Raw genomic sequence first — 18,766 nt, 5'->3', positions numbered from 1 at the left:
GCGCGTCGTGCGCCGGCGGCGAGGCACGAGGCGCGGTGGCGGGGCCGGGAACACGCGCGGGGCGACCGGGGGAGCAGGCCCTGGAGACCCAGTGCCCCACCGGACGCTCATCGGCCCCGACCGGCCACGGACACAGGTGCACGCCGGGCTCAGGCGCACGCTCCCGAGGTGGCCGACCGTGGTCACGGGAGCAGAATGGGAGATGTGCCCGGCACTCCGGTGGCGAGCCGCCGCCACGGCCGTCGGCAGGCGAAAGGTGCACGGCGTGGCCCGTATGCGCGAGATCGCGATCGTCGGGGGCGGTGGGGGAGCGGTGTGCCTGCTGGACGCGCTCTCCCAGGCGTCCGGACCCCCTGCCGCGGTCACCGTGTTCGAGCCGTCGGACCGTTTGTGGCGTGGCCGCCCGTACCAGCGGGACGCCGACTGCATCCTGGTGAACCTCCCGTCGCGCGCCATGTCGGTCCGCGCGGGGGACACCCGTCACTTCGACCGCTGGCTCGCCGACCGCCGCTGGCAGACCGGAGCCCTGCGGGAGGCCAGTCCCTTCGACGTCGCGGCCTTCCCTCCGCGGGCGGTCTTCGGCGACTATCTGGAATCCGTGGCGCAGCAGAGCATGGCCCGGCTCGACGAGCGTGGAGGGAAGGTCCGCCTGGTACGGGAGCGGATCGTCGACGCGACCCCGGCCGCGGGAGGAGCCGTACTGACCACGGAACGCGGCACACGGCACGAAGCCGACCGCGTCGTCCTGTGCATCGGAGCGGGCGTGCCCGACGACGGGTTCGCTCTGGACGGGCCGGAACCGGGGTTCGTCCCCGACCCCTATCCGGTGGCCAGGACCCTGGCCGGCATCGACCCGCAGCACACGGTCGCCGTCCTGGGCACGGGCCTGACCGCCGTGGACGTGGCTCTCGCCCTGCGGGCCGGCGGGCACCAGGGCCCCGTCTTCCTGCTGTCCCGGCACGGGGTGCTGCCCGCGGTCCGCCAGCAGCCGGTCGTCCACACCCTGCGGCATTTCACTCCCGACCACTTCCGGGCGCTGAGCGACGGGGGAGAGGTCCCCTTCAGCGCCGTCGTCGGGGTGCTGCGTGACGAACTCACCTCCGCGGGGCAGGACTTCGCGGAGCTCGAGACCGAGTTCGCGCTGCTCCGCGAGGATCCGGTACGCCGGCTGCGGCGCCAACTGGACCTCGTCCACGGGCAGGGCCTTGGGCTGCGCATCCTGCAGCAGACCCTGCCCGTCGCCGTCGACGTCTGGCCGTTGATGCCGTACCGGGACCGCGACGAGCTCCTGCGCCGCCACTACCGTGCCGTCCATTCGCTGTGCTGCCCGATGCCACCGTCCACCGGGGCCCGTCTGCTGGCGATGAGCGAGGCGGGCCGGCTCCACGTCGTGGGCGGACTGGACGACGTCCGCCGCACCGGGGAGGGGTTCAGCGCCACCGCGGACGGTCGTACGATCCACGCCGGCACGGTGATCAACGCCGGCTCCGTCGCGCCGCACCGGGTTCCCCCGGCCGCGGCGCCGCTCGTCCGGTCCCTGATCGCGTCATCCGCGGCCTCGGCGCACCCGCACGGAGGGCTGCGGGTGCGCCGAGAGACCAACCGGCTCGTCGCCGACGGCGGGTCCCAGGAGTGCTTTTACGCACTGGGGGACCTGACGTTCGGCTCCCTGTTCATCACCGCGGCGATTCCGGTCATCGTGAAACTGGCCCGGGAGATCGCCCGCGAGGTGCTCACTCCCTGAGGACCGGAAGGCGCCGACCGCCCCGCAGGGAACCGGATCAGGAGGCGGACCGCTTCGGCAGCCGCCAACCGGGGCGCGGGAAGTGGCAGGTGTAGCCGTCCGGGTAGCGCGCCAGGTAGTCCTGATGCTCGGGCTCGGCCTCCCAGAACTCGCCGGCAGGGACGACTTCGGTCACCACCTTTCCCGGCCACAGGCCCGACGCCTCGACGTCGGCGATGGTCTCCTCGGCCACGCGCCGCTGCTCGTCGTCGAGATGGAAGATCGCGGAGCGGTAGCTCGAGCCGATGTCGTTCCCCTGACGGTTCCTCGTGGTCGGGTCGTGGATCTGGAAGAAGTACTCCAGGACGGCGCGGTAGTCCGTCGCGTCGGGATCGAAGGTGATCTCGATCGCCTCCGCGTGGCCGTCGTGGCGGCGATACGTCGGCCGGGGCATGTCGCCACCGCTGTAACCGACCCGGGTGCTCAGCACACCCGGGAGCCTGCGCAGCAAGTCCTGCATCCCCCAGAAGCAGCCGCCTGCCAGCCATGCCTTCTGCTGGGATCGGTTCGTCACGTGTGCTCCTGCCTTCTGTCGCGAGCGGCCGCGGGTCCGGGTGCCTTGCGGTGTGCCGGCGTCCCCGCGCGTCCGTACGAGGTGTGGTTCATGGCTGAGGCGGTCCCGCATCGGGGTCGGGCCGGGCACGATGCGGGACCGCCGGATCAGGGGCCGGTCAGGGCCGGCCGGTTCCCCGTCGGGTCACACGGCGGTGGCGTGGATGGTGACGGGGATGTTGCCGCGGATCGCCTTGGAGTAGGGGCAGATCTGGTGGGCGGCGTCGGCGAGCTCGGTCGCCCGGTCGTCGTCGACGCCGCCGACCTCGAGATTGAGCACTGCGGCGAGGGAGTAGCCGTCGTCGCCGTGCGCGAGGGTGATCTGGGCGTTGATCTCGGTGCTCGTCAGCGTGACCTTGCGTTCGGCGGCGGCCTTGCGGACGGCGCCGAGGAAGCAGGCTGCCCAGCCGGCTGCGAAGAGCTGCTCGGGATTGGTGGCGGTGCCGGCGCCACCGAGTTCCTTGGGGTACGACAGCGTGGTCTCGAGCAGCCGGTCGTCGGACTGGACACGGCCGCCGTTGCGGCCCTCACCGGTGACGTTGACAACGGCGGTGTAGCTGTTGGACATGGCAAGTCCTCTGGGGGAGTCGGGGGGCGTTACGTGGCACGTAAGCCGAGAGGCCTTCTCGGCAGGGAGGCGTCTCACGCGTCACCTGCTCAGGCGGTGACTCGATAGTGGCAGGCGGAGCGTCACCTGTCAAGCGGGTGACGCGTGACCGGGTCGACGCCGCCTGAGGTGGCGTGGCGTGACGGTCGCGTTGCGGTGGGGAACGTTGCGTACCGATATGTCACCTGTCAGAATGGTGATATGGAACATGGCTTTCCCGCCGGGAGTCCGGCGCTCGACTTCGCGGGAACGCTGCGTGTTCGTCGCAGCGCCAGCCCGCGGGAGATGCTGCACTCGCCCGAAAGTCTCAGTTCGTGGTTTCGTGAAGGCGGGATCACGGACCGTGATCTCGTGTGCGGGCCGGACGACCTCCGCCGGGCGGTGGCGCTGCGTGAGGCGATCTATCAGCTGGTCGTCGCGAGGATCGACGGTGACGTCTACGACCCGGAAGCGCTGAGTCTGGTGAACGCCGCGGCCCGCCGGCCGGCTCCCGTGCCGCAGCTGACCGATGCCGGGCGCAGTGTGGAGGCGACCGTCGAGCAGGCGTTGTCCCATGTCGCCCGTGATGCCGTCGCGGTCCTCAGCGGCCCGGAAGTGCCGCTGCTCAAGGAGTGCGCGAATCCCGACTGCACCCAGTTCTACATCGATCGCTCCCGGGGGGCGCGCAGGGAGTGGTGCAAGATGGATCCGTGCGGCAACAAGATCAAGGCCGCGGCCTACCGGGCGCGCAAGCGCGCGAGTGGCAAGGTGGCGCGTTCCGTCGGCTCGCCGTCCTGACGGGCCCTTCCGTGTCGTGGTGACGTCGTGGTCGCACCGCCTCAATCGTCACCCCCTTGACGGGTGACGGCGTGCGTGCGAGCATCGTACTTCGCTGAGCCGCACCGCCGCTCCAGGATCCGGCGAAGTCATGAGGAAACGCACCGATTCCGTCCTGACTCGCCGGAGCGACGGAACCACTGCCGTCGGATGCGGTGCGGTGAGTCCCGCACGGAGGAGGCGTGGAGATGGACAACCAAGGCAGAGCCACGGACGAGGCCCAGGTGGCACGTCAACTGCGGTTCTCGCGGCTGCCGGAGCGTATCCGGTGGGACGACATGGTCGAGGAACGTCCCGCTGTGACGCGGGACTCCGCGAGGTACACGTACAACCCGGACGAGTGGCTCGTGCGCACGTGCCTCTGAGCCGAGGCGACCGGACCTCCCCGGCGGTCGAGTACCGCCGACCTCAACGAAGCGAACGCCGTGTCTCCGGGAGGCACTTGTGAAGACCCAGAAGATCCTGATCAAGATTTCCTCGATAGCGGCAGCGGGCGTGATCGCCGTCGGCTGCTTCCTCCAGGTGTTCTAGACGTTTGGCCGTCCTCTCGTGGCGGGTGGCGAGCCCTCGCTGCCCGCCACGAGGTGTTGAGGCGTTCTTCGACTGCCCGGCATCACCGGCACCGCACCTGCGTTGCGTCCGAAAGGCCCGACGACGGCTGCGGTTGGACCCGCGTTGAGCGCGGCAACCGTGCTGCTGCTGCTCGTCCCGTCCCGTCCCCGCACCGGCGCCACGGCGGCGGCCGGAGCCAGGTGGCTCCTCCGCAGCCCGGGTGAAACCGGCTGTCGCCGCCCGATGCGACGGGCGGCATGACGTCCGGCTGCCGTCCGCCGAGGAGATCGGATTCGACGTGAACCTTCAGGAGCTGCAGGGGGCAACCCCGTGGTCATGACCCCCGAAGGCGACCACGGCAACCCCGTGCTCGGCTTCGATCCCGTCGCGGACCGGGTGATGCCGCTCGCAGACCCGCGTCTCGTCTGACCGTACGTGACCAGGGGTGACGGCGACGCGTGCCGGCTTTGCGGAGCGCCTACTTCGCGCCGACGGAGAACAGCATGTAGAGGAAGCCCGCCACGAGGTGCCCCGCCACGATGTAGGCGAACAGGCGCAGGACGAACCCCTTCGGGAACCTGCCGTCTCCGCGCTCGACGCCCGTCTTCTCACTCACCATGATCGTCACCTTCTGAAGGGCTCGTGCGCCGCCCGGCGCCGAGCGGAGTGGGACGCTCCCCGCCTCCCACGCACAGATCACTGGCGTGGCTCTGCAGCAGCGTGTGGACGAAGAGAAGGTCCACACCCCCCGGCGGCACGGCAGTGATCCGGTGGGGGGTGAGGCTGTCGTAGTGGGCGGAGTCGCCCGGGTCGAGGACGTGCTCCTCGCCGCCGAGCGAGAGCTTGAGCCTGCCCTTGAGCACGTAGAGCCACTCCTCACCGGCGTGGACCCGGACCAGTTCGTCCCGGACCTTCGGCGGGACGTGCACACGCAGCGCCTGCATCGCCCGCCGTGACCCGCCGGCCTGCCAGTAGGTCCATCCGTCCGCCCCCACCGACCCCGTGGCCGAGGCCCGGATGACGGGATCCCGGTCGGGAGGGGTCTCGCCGAGCAGGTCCGAGACCGTGGTGCCGTAGATACGGGCCAGTGTCAGCAGCATGGGCAACGACGGCTGCCGTTGCCCTGTCTCCAGTCGGGACAGGTGCGCCGGGGACAGTCCCAGTCGTACCGCGGCCGCCTCGACGGTGAGACCACTGCGTTTGCGCAGGTCCCGGAGTTGTGATGCGACACTTGAGAGAGCGGCGCTCGTCTCCCTGGTGCTCATCGCGGTGGCGTCTTCGGGCATGCCTCCATTGAGCCATAGCCGTTCCCCGGAGGCAAATGTCTTGCCTCAGAGGCAAGAGGGGCTCGACGGCGGGAGGCGTTCACGAAGGGCTGTCGGCGACCGGGGCGCAGGAGGGATGGCCCCAGCCGTCGGAGTTCTTGGTGATCGTCTCGCCCTTGGCGTAGGAGCGACCGCAGGAGCACCGGCCCGGGAACCTCGCCTTGACGGAAGCGCGTGACGGTCCTGCCGAGGAGCGCCGCTTGGTGCCGTCCGGGCGGCGTGATTCCCTGCGGGCCGCGGGCGGAGCCGGTGACTGGGCCGCCGGCAGTGCCTGGCCGAACGCCGAGCCGGCCGGCTCCTGGGTGCGGGCGACGTGGCCTGCCGCAGCGTCCGCAGCGGCGTTCAGCGGGTCCCCGTCCACCCGGTGGGCCGGGGTGTGGACGAAGTCGACGTCCCGGCCCGCCAGCAGTTCATCGATCGCCACCACCAGGTCCCGGTTGGCCACCGGGGTGCCGGCGGCGGTCTTCCAGCCCTTGCGGCGCCAGCCCGGAAGCCAGGTCGTGACCGCCTTCATCGCGTACTGCGAATCCATCCGTACCTCGAGCGGCACACCCGCGTCGGTGGACTCCAGCAGCCGCCGCAACGCCGTGAGCTCCGCCACGTTGTTCGTCGCGCGGCCCAGGGGGCCCGCCTCCCAGGACGCCACCTCGCTCTCCGCACCGGCGATGACCCACGCCCAGGCCGCCGGTCCTGGGTTCCCCTTCGACGCCCCGTCGCACGCGGCAATGATCCGTTCCACCATCCCCCGATGCTGTCATGCCGCCGAGTGGCGGCACTCGAGGGGCGCAGGCCCCGTATGCCAGTGCCCGGAAATCAGCCCTCGGCCGCGCTCGGGTGCCCACCCGGGAGCAGTTTCGTGCGGAGGCGCTCGAACACGGTGGGAAAGGACCGCCGGGCGAGGAACGAGCTGATCTGCAGGGCGCACTCAGCGGCGCCCGCCGTCGTCGTGTCGCACTCCACGTCGTACGGACCGTGCGCGTGGACCTGCCGGAACTGACGGGCCGCAAGTCCCACCGGACGGTCGCCGCGGGCCTGTTCGCGCCGTCGCAGTTCCTCGAGGTCGCACCGCACACCGACCAGGACGACGCTCCTCGGGTCGAAGAGTTCCAGGCAGTCCAGCAGGCGCCACTCCTCGCTCAGCACATGGTCCACCACCACGTTGTTGCCGGCCGCCGCCATGCCCGCCACCGCCCGATGGAATCCCATCCACGTGCGCCGGAGCACCTGCGGCAGTGCCTCCGGGCCGATCTCCCGGCGGGAACGCATCGCATGGAAGGCGTCCACGGGCATGTGGAAGTAGGGCTCGTCCAGGATCCGGAGCAGTTCGCTCGCGATGCTGGACTTGCCCGAACTGGACGTCCCGTTCAGGAAGATGATCTGCCCCGGGCGCGTTCCGCCGGGAAGGGCGGCCGAGCATGTCGCCTCGGGCGCGCTGCCATGAGTGGGTTCGGGCATCTCCGGCTCCTTCGCTGCGGCGGTGATCGCCCGATCGCCGCTTCCGTCCGGGCGCCGCGACAGACCGTCGTACGGGCCGGTGCCACGGTGGCCACGCCTCCTCGCGCGATCAGCGAGCAGCGTAGTCCTCGCACCGGAGGGGCCCGGGCGGGGCCTCGGATGCCCGCGGTCCGCCCGCGCGGTGACGGCGCACGCGTGAACGTGCGCCGTCACCGGTGGGGTGCCTTACGGCGACGAGAGGGCCGGGGCCTTGCCTCCCCGGCGCCGGCGGGAGCGGTGCGCGACGAGGAGCGCGGCGATCACGGCCCAGGCGGCGAGCGTGGCGAGCGGCCCGGCGGCATGGGCACCGTGGAAGTAGCTCAGGTCGGTGATGGCCCGGACTGCGGCGCCCGGCGGCAGCAGGGCAGAGACGGCACGGGCGGCGGTGGGCAGGAGGTCCGCTCCCGTGGTGGCTCCGCTGGTGGCATTGCCCACGGTGAGCAGCAGCAGGGTCGCTACGGGGATGCCCACGGGGCCCAGGTACGTACCCAGCAGCTTGGTGGCGAAGGCGGCCGCGGCGGAGAGCAGCGTGAGGGTGAACGCGAGCGGGACGAAGGGCGCCGGAACGGCGTGCAGGACCGGGCCGGCGATGGCGGTGGCGACGAGGCCGATGGCCGCGGACGTGCCGGCGATCAGCCAGAACCGGTGGCGCAGGTGCAGCAGCTTCGCCAGGCCGAGGGTGTTCTGGGCGAGGACGAACCCGGCCAGTGTGACGCCGAAGGCGATGTAGAAGCCGGCCAGCCCGCGGGCGTCGAAGCGCACCAGCGGCACGACGTCCTCCATGGTGACCTGTCTGTCCGCCCCAGCGGCGTAGGCGTTCACCAGGCTCTTCACCGCCGTGGTCGTCGACAGGCCGTCGGCCCCGGCGACCTGCAGGTGCAGCCGGCCGTCGTCGGCGGTGCTGAGCGCTGCGGAGACGTCGTGCCGTTCGAGCGCCTGGCGTGCGGCCGCGGCGTCGGCGGCCGGGTGGACCTCGACGCTGTCCCCGAGGGCGTGACCCACCTCCACGGACAGGGCCTGTCCGCTGACGGCGATGGGCACCTGATGGGGGCGGGGATCGCGCTGGAGGCCGACGTAGCAGCCGATGAACGCGGCCACGACGACCAGCGCGATCACGGCGGGCTGGAGCCAGGCGCGCACCGGCGGCCGCGCCGTCGTCGCCCGGGTGCCGGGCCGGGGGAGCCGCGCCGTCGTGGTGGGCTGCTCGCGCTGAGGTGTGGGTTCGAGGGTGCTGTCCATGAGGGTCTTTCCGGTGGCTCCTGTGGGTGGCGTCCCGGGAAGGCGCCTGGGGCGGGGTCCCGGGGTGGCGGCCGGCGCGGTGGGACGGCCGGTCGGTCGGCGGCTCAGACGGCTGCCGGGGCGGCGGCGAGGTTCTGCTTCACCTGCCGGGTGATGTCGTCCGCGAGGACCTCCGTCAGGCCCGCGGCGAGGCCGTCCAGGGCGAGAGCGGCGACGGCGGCCGGGTCGGCCTTCTGCTCGGCGGGGATGTGGCCCGCCATGTCGGTGTCCATGTAGCCGACGTGCAGCGCGGTCACGGCGATGCCGTGCGGGGCCAGCTCCTCGCGGACGGAGTCGGTCATGGCCCAGGAGGCGGTCTTGGCGGCGGAGTAGGCGCCGAGCCCCGCCGGATGGAACCAGGACAGGACGGACAGCACATTGAGGACGGCGCCGCCGCCGTTCCCCGCGACGACCGGGGCGAAGGCGCGGGTCACCGTCAGCGGGCCGTAGAAGTTCGTCTCCATCTCCCGGCGCACCGCGTCGAGGTCGCCGCCGACCAGCGGGGTGGGGGTGAAGATCCCGGCGTTGTTGACCAGCAGGGTCGTGTCCGTGGCGATGCGGGCTGCGGCCCGCACCGACTCCGCGTCGGTGACGTCCAGCCGGAGGGGGACGGCTCCGGGCACGTCCACGGTCTCGGGGCGGCGCGCGGCCGCGTAGACCTTCGCCCCCCGGTCGATCAGCTGCTGTGCGAGATGGCGGCCCAGGCCCCGGTTGGCTCCGGTGACCAGGGCGACCGCGTTGTTCAGTTCCATGTCTTCTCCTCAGGGATGGGCGGTGCGGTCGGGACGCAGGAACCGCGCGCGCAAAATAGATGACGTAAAGAATCTAAATGGACTGTACGATAGATGCCAGTCGTCATCCAAATGAGGAGGTGCTCATGGGGCGGGTGTCACAGGCCCAGGCGCAGGAGAACCGCAGGCGGGTCGTGGAGACTGCCTCCCAGCTGTTCCGTGAGCAGGGCACGGGCGTGAGCGTCGCCGACCTGATGAAGGCGGCCGGTCTGACGCACGGCGGCTTCTACAAGCAGTTCGCCTCCAAGGACGCCCTGATCGACGAGGCGCTGACGTACGCGTTCGGCGAATTCGCCGGGCGGCACGCGGACGCCCTGGCCGGGGAGTCGGCGGGGCGGGAGGCCGCACAGCAGGCCCTCGTCAACGCGTACCTGTCGCCCAGGCACCGGGACGACCCAGGCCGAGGGTGCCCCGCCGCCGCGCTGGCCTCCGACATGGCCCGGGAGGCCGGTGACCCCGAGGCCCGCCGTACCTACGCGGACGGGGTGGTGGAATTCGCCGGCTGGCTCGCCACCGACGACGAGGACGGCCTCGCCAGGCTGTCCACCCTGATCGGGGCGATGGTGCTGGCCCGTGCCACCAAGGGCTCGCCCCTGTCCGACGAGATCCTCGCGGCGGCCCGCTCGGCGCTCTCACCGCGGGGCTGACGCGGGCGCCGCGGCTGCCCTGCACCGTGACCGCGACGGCCCCCGGGTGGTGAACCGCGGCGCCCTGCTCCGGCTCTCAGGGCTCGCGTCGAGCCGGGTGCCGGGACGCCGACGGGCCGGGGGTGGCGGTGACGTCGCGCGGTGCGAGCGCGTGGTGTCCTTCGTCGCAGCCGACGGTGAGCCGCACGGGGGCCCCGCAGCCGGTGTGCCGGACGGTCACCGACGGCCCTCCCGGGTCCGCGGCGTGTTTGTCGCCCCACTGCATGAGGGCGACGACCACGGGCCACAGGTCCCAGCCCTTGGCGGTGAGTCGGTACTCGTGGCGTGTGCGGTTGCCCGGGTCGCGGTACGGCGTGGTCTCGAGGATCCCGGCGGCCACCAGCTTGCGGAGCCGGTCGGCGAGGACGGCCTCGGAGAGTCCGACGTGCCGGCGGAAGTGGTCGAAGCGGCGGATCCCGTTGACGGCGTCGCGCAGGATCAGCAGTGACCACTTCTCCCCGACGAGGCCGACCGTCCGCTGGACCGAGCAGTTGTCGGTGCTGAACTCGAGCCAATCCATGGGGGCATCCTACGCCCGCTGGCTTCGAGATTGACAGTCAGGCGGGGCCGCGTCTAGCTTCGGTCACTGAAGCCAGCGGACAAGGGGATCGGACATGGGCAGGTCACGGACTTTCGAGTGGGAAGACCCGGCGATATCGGCGGCCGCCGTCGGACAGGGGTCCGGGCTCGACTTCCTCCGCGACATGATCGCCGGGCGACTGCCGGCACCGCCCGTCAGCGCCGGCCTCGGCTTCACCCTGGACGAGGTCGAGCAGGGCCGCGCGGTGTTCTCGCTGGTTCCCGGGGAGGAGCACTACAACCCCATCGGCAGCGTGCACGGCGGGGTCTACGCGACCCTTCTCGACTCGGCCGCCGGCTGTGCCGTCCAGTCGACCCTGGCGCAGGGGGAGGGCTACACCTCGCTCGACCTGTCCGTGAAGTTCCTGCGGCCCATGTCCGCCGACACCGGGAAGGTCCGGGCCGTGGGCACCGTGCTGAACCGGGGGCGCCGTACGGCGCTGGCGCAGGCGGAGCTGCTCGACGGCACCGGCCGAGTCCTCGCCCACGCGACCAGCAGCTGCCTGATCTTCCCCGTGTGACAGGGCGGGGCCCGAGGTTCCCCGGGTCGTGCCCCACGAGTGAGGCCGGGGCCGCGGGCGGGGGGCGAGCGGCCCCATCGGTAAGGCTCACCACCCGGGAGGCTCCGCTCCCCGCCCGAGCGCCGTCCCGGCGGCGGTGCCGTGCTCAGCCCGCGCGCGGGCGCGTGTGGTCGCGGCGGGCCGCCTCCAGCGCCCGACGCCAGGACGTCACATGAGGGGACCGGCGCAGCAGTGCGCGTCGTTCCCGCTCGGTCATGCCGCCCCACACGCCGAACCGGACCCGGGTGTCGAGTGCCTCGGCCAGGCACTCGGTCTGCACCGGGCATTTCGCGCAGATGGCCTTGGCCCGCTTCTGCTCGTCGGCCTCGGCGAACAGGCCGTCCGCCTCCTGGCCGCCGCAGGCCGCCAGCTCCCTCCAGTGGTCCCTCGACTCCATCGGTCCTCTCCCCCCTCTTCGGGCCTCGACACGCCGCAGGTGCGCTGACGAGAGCCGGTTTGACGGTCACCGGTCGTCGCCGCCCTCACCGCCTTGCCCGCCAGGGCCCGGGCCATGCCTGCGCGCCGCTGCGAGCTGCCGTTCCGGCGTCCGTGCGCCACGGAGCCCGGGGCGAACTGCCGAGGCATCGCCAGGCGCACCTGATCGAAGCGACGGCGACGGCGACACGACAACGACGGCAGGGCCGCGCCAGGCCATGTCAGGCGTGGGCGGCCCGGTCTCAGCGCCAGCCGAACCGGCGGTCCACCACGGCGGCGAACTCCTCGAGGGTGAGCACCGAGTCCCCGTTCTGGTCCGCCGCGTCGAACAGGGCCGAGGAGGAGTCGGCGTCGCCGACGCCCCAGAACGGGAGGTCCCCCGCAGCGGCCAGATGAGGGCCCTTCGTCCGCAGGGCGGTGATCACTTCCTCGCGGGTCAGCGTCCCGTTGTGGTCGAGATCGAGCGCCTCGAACAGTTTGCGGGCCTTGTCGCTCATCACGTCGTCCCCGTCCCCTTCGCCTTCACGGATGGGCGGCGTGGGCCCGCCGCTCACGGGATCAAACGCGGAGCACCGCCTCCTGGTTCCACCATGGGGGGACGCGTGACCCGCATCGCAGTCGGGCGGCACCGCCCCGCCGTGGCGCGGACGTGCGACGACGCGCGGGGGCGCCCGAACGGCGGGCGGGGCCGGGGCCCGGCGGGGGTGGGCGCAGCACGCGACGAGGTGCCGCGGCAAGACCCCTGTCCTTGCCGCGGCACCTCGGTGGGCATGTGGTGGTGCGTACGCCCTGGGCGACCGCGCGTGCCGCCGGGCCGGCCGGGCCCGGCGGCACGTACTCGGCGGTCCGTTCAGCCCCGGACGCTGGTGTAGTCGTACTGACGGTCGTAGATCGGGGTCCAGAGACTGGGGTACGGCTCGGAGATGTTGCCGCACGCGCCGAGCTGGATCGCGCTCCGACGGCCCGTGTCCACCAGGCACTTGCCGCTCGCGGCCTCGACGATCTCCCAGTGGTTGTTGCCCCGGTCCACCCAGCGGAAGTGCTGACCCGGTCCCTGGCAGTGGCCGAGCACGATGGGCGTGCCGTCCGCGACCGAGGCGTGCTGCGCGCCGATGCAGTACTTGCCGTAGACGCCGATCATGAAGAGGCCGGGGGTGCCGGAGGGCTGGAAGTAGAAGCGCTGGTGCAGCCGGCCCTTGCAGTCGAACCGCTGGATGACGGCGCCCGGGTTCTGCGACTCGCCGCGTACGTCCATGCACTGCCACGAGTACGAGGCCCGCATCTCGTAGATGGCGGCGTTGGTGATCCACGAGGTGTAGCGGACCGGCGGATCGGCCGCGGTCGCGCTACCGGGGATCAGCAGGACGAGCAGTGATGCCAGGACCGCGAGTATTCCCCCGCGGCGCACACTTCGAGCCACTTTGCCTCCTTCTTTGCCTGAATTCCGGGCGGCGCCGGGACCCGACGCGATGGTCTGATGGCTCGTCGGATCCGGTGCCGGAACGCTCCGAAACTACGGGCCCCGGCGACCGGGATGTACCGCCGTTTCAGGGGGGTTGCGTGGGCGGGGGGTTCCTGCCGTGAGGGTGGGTTCGGGGCTCCAGCGGGCCCAGGCGTTCATGGTCCTCGCGACCGGCCTGTACCGGGCCAGCCATCTGGTGGTGGGCGTGGTCGCGGTGGTCCAGCACCAGCGGGGCAGCGCCCTGTCCTGGGCCGGGCTCGTGCTCGCCCTGTCGACGTCCCTGCTGGTCTTCGGCAGGGCGCGATCGGCGGGCTGGTTCGGCACCTGGCCGCCGCTGCTGGACGTGGCGCTCGTGGGATGCGTGCTGCCGTTCGTGGTGTACGCGGGCGGGGCGCACCGGCCGGCGGACATCGCCTGGTCGATGCTGCTCGGCGGTTCGGCGAGCGCGGTCGCGGCGGTGGCGTTCGCGAAGCCGGCGGCGGTGGCCGGCGCGGTCGCGGCGCTGGTGGCCACCCACGCGGCCGGGTACTGGCCGACGGGGGCGGACGTCGCCGTGATCGCCGCGCACCTCAACGCGATCGTCTCGTCGGCCGTGCTGGCCCGCGTCTTCTGGTGGTACCTGCGGCGCCAGGGCGGTCTGCTCGACGCCGCGACGGCCCAGGCCCTCGCCGCCGAGGCGGAGCGGGCCCGGTACGCGGAACGCATCGCCCACCACCGGGCGTTGCACGACACCGTACTGGCGACGCTGACCGCGATCGCGAGCGGCCGCGCCGACGCCGGCGCGGCTCCCGTGCGGGAGCGGTGCGCCCGGGAGGCGGCGTATCTGCGGCGCCTGGTGCTGCAGCAGCAGGCGGAGGAGGACCGCGCGCCGGGGACGGCTGCGGCGGTCGAGCGGGCGGTGCGGTCGGCGGAGAGCCTGGGGCTGCGGGTGAGCGCCCAGTACGACGGCCTGGTGGAGATACCGGCCCCCGCGGCGGCCGCGCTCGGGGCCGCGGTCACGGAGGCGCTCAACAACGTGCTCCGGCACGCGGGGACGGGACGTGCCCACGTGACGGTCACCGGCGCCGCGGGCCGGGTCGTGGTCACCGTGGTCGACCGCGGCGTCGGCTTCGACCCGGACACCGTCCCCGAAGGGCTCGGCCTGCGTTCCTCCGTGGGCGCGCGGATGCGCGAGAGCGGGGGCGCGGCGGACGTGGACAGCGTCCCCGGCGAGGGCACCCGTGTCGAACTGCGGTGGCCGGCGTGATCCGCGTGGCGGTGGTCGACGACGACCGGATGCTGCTCGACGGGCTGCGGGTCTGGCTGGACGGTGTCCCGGACGTACGGCTCGCGGCGACGGCGTGCACGGTGGGGCAACTCCTCGCCCACGAGCGCCCCGTCCGCGGTCGGGGAGCGCAACTCCCTTACGACGTGGTCCTGCTGGACCTGGTGCTGGGGGACGGCTCGCAGCCGCCGGAGAACATCCGGCGGCTGCGGGCCGCCGGACCACGGGTCCTCGTCATCAGCACCGTCGCGGACCGGCGGCGGATCGTCGCCGCGATCGCGGCCGGCGCGGACGGCTACCTCACCAAGGACCACGACCTGCCGACGCTGGTGCGGGCGGTCGAGGAGGTCGCCGCGGGCGGTACGGCCCACTCCGCCGAGCTGGCCTTCGCCTGGGCGCACGACGACGGGCCCGTCCGGCCGAGCCTGTCGCCGAAGGAGCGCCAGGTGCTGCTGGAGTACGCCTCCGGTCTCACGCTGAAGGCCACGGCGCGCCGGGCCGGTGTGAGCCCCCACACGGCCAAGTACTACCTGGACCGGGTCAAGGACAAGTACCAGCAGGCGGGCCGCCCGACGTACACCAAGATCGACCTGGCGGCGAGGGTGCGGGAGGACGGCTGGGCGGAGGACTGACCGCCCCGGGCGTCAGGCCGCCGACCCGGCAGGGCGCGGCGGTGAGGGGAACAGGGGCGCGTCTGCTCCTCGTTCGGGTGTCCCGCCTTCGCACGGGTCCCGGTGTCCCCGTCGGCCGGGCGGGCCACCCGACATCCTGCCGGGACCCGGCGGCGTGCGCGGGATGCCGGCATGCGCCGGAAAGCGGTTGCGCGGCCCTCTGGCGGACGCGCGTAGACCTCGGGCATCATCACTGTGCTCCACCTGCACCCCCGCCCCATCAGCCTTGTGGGCACCTGCAGTTCGCGCCTTCGTCAGCCGGGTCCGTGACGGCGCGGCGCGCGGCAGGCACGGTCGTCCACGTCAGCAGGAGGGAACCCGACATGAAGGTCCGCTCGGTCCTCAGCGCGCTCGCGCTCGTCCTGGGGGCGCTGTTCGCCCCGGGATTCGGCGTGCTCACCAGTGCGACGGACGCCCACGCCGTCACCAAGATCAGTCATGCCACGGCGACTTCGATGTTCAGAGCGTCAGGAATCACCTGGTCGTCGTCCGGCGGCTGTTCGGACCGGAACAACCCGACCTGCACCTCCTTCGAGCAGCTCAACCAGGCCACGGCGAAGGGCGCCCAGACGCTGAAGAGCGCCAGCGGCTGCGCGCTCAACATCACCGGCGGTACGGAGACCGGCCACGCCGGCGGCACGTACTCGCACTGGAACGGCTACAAACTCGACTACAGCAAGTACACCTGCGTCGGGAACTACATCAAGAACACCTTCACGTACATCGGCCCGCGCGGCGACGGCGCCCCGCAGTGGCGGTCCGCGTCCGGCAACATCTACGCGGACGAGGGCAACCACTGGGACGTGACCTACTACAACTGCGGCGGCTGCTGAGCCCTTCGCGGGCGCCTGCGGACGGGTGCCCCGGCGGCCGTCGGCCGGGGCACCCGCGTCCGCGCCCGTCCGGCCGACGGCACCGCCTCCATCGCGGTGGCGGCCCGGATTCCGGCCATGCCCCTGCCGGAACGGCGGTCGAGATCGCGCAGCACGTGGTCGCTCGGAGCCGTGACGGCGTGCCGCACCCTGTTGTTCCGGGGCCTGGCCGACACCCGTGGAGCCGGGGGTCCTCGCCGCCACGAGCCTCATCAACTCCGCCCGGGTCCTGCGCGGTTCGGAGACGGAGTGCTTCGCGCCCACCAGGCGCGGCGGGCCACCCCCGATCCTGCGGATCCCACGCTCGCGTCCGGGGAGGTCGCGGGTGAACTGCATGCATGACGAGGAAGGCCGGAACCTCCTTCGCGCCCTCGGGGAACGGGATCCCGTGTCCTGCGAACTCGGGGTCCTTCCCCGCGTCCGCCACGAGGCGCTCCTGGGCCGCGTGCGAGGTCTTCGCCCGGCCGTGCGGCGGCACGGAACCGTCGCTCGACGCAGCGGAACCCTCATGCGCCGGTATCGACCCCTCGTACCGCGGCATCGACTCCTCGTACGCGCCCCGGAGCCCACGTACGGCGGCCCCGAGCGGCGTCCTGTTCCCATCCCCCGGCAGGCCGACCGCGTCAGCGGACCCGTCCGGCAGGCCGACCGCGTCAGCGGACCCGTCCGGCGGCCCGCCTTCGGAGCCGGACCCCACCCGGCGGCCCGCCTTCGGAGCCGGACCCCACCCGGCGGCCCGCCTTCGGGCCCGGACCCCACCCGGCGGCCCGCCTTCGGGCCCGGACCCGCCCGTCGGCCGGTCGAACCCGGGGCTGCTCCTCCGGGTGCGCCACACGGCGTCCGAGGTGCCGCAGCCGGGCGGCAAGGGCGCCCGGCACCTGCTCCAGCCGGGCCGGGGCCGGCTACACGGAGGCCACGACCTGGCCGGCCATGACCTCGGGAGGGTTGGGGAGCAGCGGCGCGAGGTGGTCCCGGACGAAGTCCGCCGCCTTCCGGATCGATTCCTCGGCCCCCGACTCGTCCTCGAAGACGCTCGTGGAGACCATCACTCCGTTCCCGGCGTCGACCCAGTAGTAGGCGAGCAGGCCGGGGATCTCCCGCATGAGCGGCACGAACCCCTCGTTCACGAGGCGGCCCGCCTCGACCGGGTCGGTGACCCCTGAGTACCTTCTGACGGCTGCGTACACGGCTGATCTCCTCACGAGTGGGCGGGCTTCGACTGCCCACGCCGTACCCCTGCGCCCCGGGCTCCGCTCGGGAGCCGTGCGGCAATCACCGGAAGGGACCGGCAGGTGGTCCGAATGGCGGCCCGCGCGGATCCTCGACGGCTCGCCGGCCACCGCGCCCCGTCGTGGACCAGCCGCTCGACCCGGTCCGACATGGACCGTTCAACAGTTGTCGCGGCCGTAAGGAGCGACCTCTTAGACAACGCCGTTGCCGAACCGTGGGCCGGGCGCACAATGAGAGTGTGCGTGTGCACTGGGCAAATGCCATCGGCCCGCCGGGCGAGGAGGCGGCCGCCTCGGCGACCGCAGACCAGGGGAGCGGCCAGGGCGGGAATCTCTCCCTGCTCCGGAACCACAACGCGTCGCTGGTGCTCGATCTGCTGCGGAAGGCCGGGGAGGACGGAATCAGCCGTCCCGAGATCGCCGACTACACGGGTCTCACCCCGCAGGCGGTCAGCAAGATCACGGCCCGCCTCCGGCAGGCAGGGCTGCTCGCGGAGGCCGGACGGCATCCTTCGACGGGGGGCAAGCCGCGTACGGCGCTGCGCCTGGAGCCGTCGGCGGCGTACGCCGTGGGCGTGCAGCTGGACCGGGACGAGATGACCGCGCTCCTGCTGGATCTGTCCGGTACACGCGTGGCGACGCGGGCGGTGTCCGCCGACCTCGGTGCGGGGCCCGACGTGGTGACCGACCAGGTGGCGGACCAGGTGCGCGCGCTGCTCGCCCAGTCGCTCGGCGGGGGTCCCGGGGGGCGCCCCGCTCGCGCGCGTGTCGCGGGATTTCCGGACGTGGGGGAGCGGACCCGTGCACGGTGGGAGCCCGAGGGGTTCGTGGACCCGGTGGACGAGGGCGCGGCACGGGTACTGGGAGTCGGCGTCGCCATGCCCGGCCCACTCGACCACCGCGCCGGTGTCCCGCTGCGGGTCACGGGATATCCGGAGTGGGACGGCTACCGCCTTCGCGACGAGCTGGCGGGCCGGCTCGGTCTGCCGGTGGCACTCGACAAGGACACCAACGCCGCCGCCCTGGGGATCCTGCTCCAGGGAGAGAGCGGCTCGTTCGCCTATGTGCACCTCGGTACCGGAATCGGCGCGGGGCTGGTGCTGGAGGGGGCGGTGTACCGGGGCGTGCGGACCGGGGCCGGCGAGTTCGGGCACCAGGTCGTCCAGCTCGACGGCCCCTCCTGTGCCTGCGGCAAGCGAGGGTGCCTGGAGGCGCTGTGCCTGGCCGCGATCGCCCGGGGCGACATCGCCGAGGCCGCACGTGTACTCGCCGTAGGTGTCACCAACCTCGCCGAGCTGCTCGACATCGACCAGGTGCTGCTCGGCGGCCGGGCCGTGGCCGCGGCCGAGGCCGAGTTCGTACGAGGCGTGCGGGCCGCGCTCCGGTCCCGGACCCGGCTGATGGTGGCGCCGGCCGGGGGCAGCGCCTACCGCATCGCCGAGGGCGCGGCGCAGCTGGTTCTGGCGCCCGTGTTCGGCCGTACCGAGGCCCCGGCCGGGCTGCGCATGCACTGAGTACGTCGTACCGGCGCGGGGCGACCGGCCGCCGATCGCCGCGCGGCGGTGCGCGCCGGGATGCCGTCGGGCGCCCCGTTCTCAGCGCGCCGTGCGAACCCCCGTCGAGCGCGATCGCCAGGTCGCGATCGCGCTGGTCGTCGTCGGGGAAGTTCGTCGCCGTGTCCCGGCGGCCATCCGCAGCAGGTCGTCGAAGGTCATGTCCCCGCGTGCCTCCCCGGCCTGCCGGGCCCGCTCGAACAGGGGGCCCGCGGGAGCGCGGCCCCTCGGGACGGGTCTCCCGCGGCGGACCGGGC

At 72.8% G+C, this 18,766-nt stretch carries 22 protein-coding genes and 1 pseudogene; 9 read left to right on the top strand and 14 right to left on the bottom strand.

Going from position 1 to position 18,766, the window contains the following annotated elements; all coding sequences use genetic code 11:
- Positions 1-274: 274 nt before the first annotated feature.
- Positions 275-1,744 (top strand): FAD/NAD(P)-binding protein, encoded by a 1,470-nt coding sequence (locus QRN89_RS01760; RefSeq protein WP_290353537.1) that lies wholly within the window; start codon positions 275-277, stop codon positions 1,742-1,744.
- A gap of 37 nt (positions 1,745-1,781) precedes the next feature.
- Here the strand turns inward: QRN89_RS01760 and msrA are convergent, their stop codons facing one another.
- Positions 1,782-2,297 carry a peptide-methionine (S)-S-oxide reductase MsrA gene (gene msrA, locus QRN89_RS01755; RefSeq protein WP_290347555.1) on the bottom strand — a complete coding sequence of 172 codons (516 nt, stop codon included), beginning with the start codon at positions 2,295-2,297 and terminating at the stop codon, positions 1,782-1,784.
- 183 nt (positions 2,298-2,480) lie between these two features.
- Positions 2,481-2,903 carry an organic hydroperoxide resistance protein gene (locus QRN89_RS01750; protein ID WP_290347554.1) on the bottom strand — a complete coding sequence of 141 codons (423 nt, stop codon included), beginning with the start codon at positions 2,901-2,903 and terminating at the stop codon, positions 2,481-2,483.
- A gap of 240 nt (positions 2,904-3,143) precedes the next feature.
- Between QRN89_RS01750 and QRN89_RS01745 the strand changes: the two genes are divergently transcribed.
- Together QRN89_RS01745 and QRN89_RS01740 are read left to right on the top strand one after the other, a co-directional pair.
- A complete protein-coding gene (locus QRN89_RS01745; RefSeq protein ID WP_290353536.1) occupies positions 3,144-3,719 on the top strand; it encodes a CGNR zinc finger domain-containing protein in 576 nt (191 codons plus the stop codon).
- 227 nt (positions 3,720-3,946) lie between these two features.
- The gene (locus QRN89_RS01740; protein ID WP_290347553.1) at positions 3,947-4,123 is read left to right on the top strand and encodes a hypothetical protein; all 177 of its coding nucleotides are present in this window, start codon (positions 3,947-3,949) and stop codon (positions 4,121-4,123) included.
- A gap of 665 nt (positions 4,124-4,788) precedes the next feature.
- Here the strand turns inward: QRN89_RS01740 and QRN89_RS01735 are convergent.
- From QRN89_RS01735 to QRN89_RS01710, 6 genes are all read right to left on the bottom strand, one after another.
- Positions 4,789-4,929 carry a DUF6126 family protein gene (locus QRN89_RS01735; protein ID WP_290347552.1) on the bottom strand — a complete coding sequence of 47 codons (141 nt, stop codon included), beginning with the start codon at positions 4,927-4,929 and terminating at the stop codon, positions 4,789-4,791.
- Positions 4,919-5,596 carry a helix-turn-helix domain-containing protein gene (locus QRN89_RS01730; RefSeq protein ID WP_290347551.1) on the bottom strand — a complete coding sequence of 226 codons (678 nt, stop codon included), beginning with the start codon at positions 5,594-5,596 and terminating at the stop codon, positions 4,919-4,921. Before QRN89_RS01730 ends, QRN89_RS01735 begins: the two co-directional genes overlap by 11 nt.
- Positions 5,597-5,675: 79 nt before the next feature.
- Positions 5,676-6,377: a ribonuclease H family protein gene (locus QRN89_RS01725; RefSeq protein ID WP_290347550.1), complete on the bottom strand. Its 702-nt coding sequence runs from the start codon at positions 6,375-6,377 to the stop codon at positions 5,676-5,678.
- Between the two features lie 71 nt (positions 6,378-6,448).
- Positions 6,449-7,090 carry a chloramphenicol phosphotransferase CPT family protein gene (locus QRN89_RS01720; protein WP_290347549.1) on the bottom strand — a complete coding sequence of 214 codons (642 nt, stop codon included), beginning with the start codon at positions 7,088-7,090 and terminating at the stop codon, positions 6,449-6,451.
- A 225-nt stretch (positions 7,091-7,315) separates the two neighbouring features.
- On the bottom strand, positions 7,316-8,368 hold the full coding sequence (locus QRN89_RS01715) for an ABC transporter permease (RefSeq protein ID WP_290347548.1): 1,053 nt from the start codon (positions 8,366-8,368) through the stop codon (positions 7,316-7,318).
- A gap of 104 nt (positions 8,369-8,472) precedes the next feature.
- On the bottom strand, positions 8,473-9,159 hold the full coding sequence (locus QRN89_RS01710; protein ID WP_290347547.1) for an SDR family oxidoreductase: 687 nt from the start codon (positions 9,157-9,159) through the stop codon (positions 8,473-8,475).
- A 125-nt stretch (positions 9,160-9,284) separates the two neighbouring features.
- Between QRN89_RS01710 and QRN89_RS01705 the strand changes: the two genes are divergently transcribed.
- Positions 9,285-9,845, top strand: coding sequence for a TetR/AcrR family transcriptional regulator (locus QRN89_RS01705; protein WP_290347546.1), 561 nt, complete (start codon positions 9,285-9,287; stop codon positions 9,843-9,845).
- A 76-nt stretch (positions 9,846-9,921) separates the two neighbouring features.
- On the opposite strand, the gene QRN89_RS01700 is transcribed toward QRN89_RS01705, so the two are convergent.
- Positions 9,922-10,404 (bottom strand): winged helix-turn-helix transcriptional regulator, encoded by a 483-nt coding sequence (locus QRN89_RS01700; RefSeq protein WP_290347545.1) that lies wholly within the window; start codon positions 10,402-10,404, stop codon positions 9,922-9,924.
- 94 nt (positions 10,405-10,498) lie between these two features.
- On the opposite strand from QRN89_RS01700, the gene QRN89_RS01695 reads away from it, so the two are divergent.
- On the top strand, positions 10,499-10,984 hold the full coding sequence (locus QRN89_RS01695) for a PaaI family thioesterase (RefSeq protein ID WP_290347544.1): 486 nt from the start codon (positions 10,499-10,501) through the stop codon (positions 10,982-10,984).
- A gap of 145 nt (positions 10,985-11,129) precedes the next feature.
- Here QRN89_RS01695 and QRN89_RS01690 read toward each other — a convergent pair whose 3' ends face one another.
- The 3 genes from QRN89_RS01690 to QRN89_RS01680 form a co-directional block, all read right to left on the bottom strand.
- Positions 11,130-11,420, bottom strand: coding sequence for a WhiB family transcriptional regulator (locus tag QRN89_RS01690; RefSeq protein ID WP_290347543.1), 291 nt, complete (start codon positions 11,418-11,420; stop codon positions 11,130-11,132).
- Between the two features lie 280 nt (positions 11,421-11,700).
- Positions 11,701-11,955, bottom strand: a complete 255-nt coding sequence (locus QRN89_RS01685; protein WP_290347542.1) for an EF-hand domain-containing protein — start codon at positions 11,953-11,955, stop codon at positions 11,701-11,703.
- Positions 11,956-12,308: 353 nt separating this feature from the next.
- Positions 12,309-12,878, bottom strand: a complete 570-nt coding sequence (locus QRN89_RS01680) for an RICIN domain-containing protein (protein ID WP_290347541.1) — start codon at positions 12,876-12,878, stop codon at positions 12,309-12,311.
- Positions 12,879-13,038: 160 nt separating this feature from the next.
- On the opposite strand from QRN89_RS01680, the gene QRN89_RS01675 reads away from it, so the two are divergent.
- The 3 genes from QRN89_RS01675 (at position 13,039) to QRN89_RS01665 (ending at position 15,688) form a co-directional block, all read left to right on the top strand.
- The gene (locus QRN89_RS01675; RefSeq protein WP_290347540.1) at positions 13,039-14,166 is read left to right on the top strand and encodes a sensor histidine kinase; all 1,128 of its coding nucleotides are present in this window, start codon (positions 13,039-13,041) and stop codon (positions 14,164-14,166) included.
- The gene (locus QRN89_RS01670; protein ID WP_290347539.1) at positions 14,163-14,816 is read left to right on the top strand and encodes a response regulator transcription factor; all 654 of its coding nucleotides are present in this window, start codon (positions 14,163-14,165) and stop codon (positions 14,814-14,816) included. Before QRN89_RS01675 ends, QRN89_RS01670 begins: the two co-directional genes overlap by 4 nt.
- 362 nt (positions 14,817-15,178) lie before the next feature.
- Complete coding sequence (locus QRN89_RS01665; protein ID WP_290347538.1) at positions 15,179-15,688, top strand: hypothetical protein; 510 nt, start codon at positions 15,179-15,181, stop codon at positions 15,686-15,688.
- A 941-nt stretch (positions 15,689-16,629) separates the two neighbouring features.
- On the opposite strand, the gene QRN89_RS01660 is transcribed toward QRN89_RS01665, so the two are convergent.
- Positions 16,630-16,914, bottom strand: coding sequence for a hypothetical protein (locus QRN89_RS01660; protein WP_290347537.1), 285 nt, complete (start codon positions 16,912-16,914; stop codon positions 16,630-16,632).
- Positions 16,915-17,201: 287 nt separating this feature from the next.
- On the opposite strand from QRN89_RS01660, the gene QRN89_RS01655 reads away from it, so the two are divergent.
- Positions 17,202-18,470 carry an ROK family transcriptional regulator gene (locus QRN89_RS01655; RefSeq protein ID WP_290347536.1) on the top strand — a complete coding sequence of 423 codons (1,269 nt, stop codon included), beginning with the start codon at positions 17,202-17,204 and terminating at the stop codon, positions 18,468-18,470.
- A gap of 100 nt (positions 18,471-18,570) precedes the next feature.
- Here QRN89_RS01655 and QRN89_RS01650 read toward each other — a convergent pair.
- Positions 18,571-18,719: pseudogene (locus QRN89_RS01650) on the bottom strand (TetR/AcrR family transcriptional regulator); the annotation flags it as partial.
- Positions 18,720-18,766 lie beyond the last annotated feature (47 nt).

It is taken from the genome of Streptomyces sp. HUAS CB01 (assembly GCF_030406905.1).
Classification (GTDB): domain Bacteria; phylum Actinomycetota; class Actinomycetes; order Streptomycetales; family Streptomycetaceae; genus Streptomyces; species Streptomyces chengbuensis.
The sequence above is the reverse complement of the archived record's forward strand: the minus strand, read 5'-3'. Positions and strand labels throughout refer to the sequence as shown.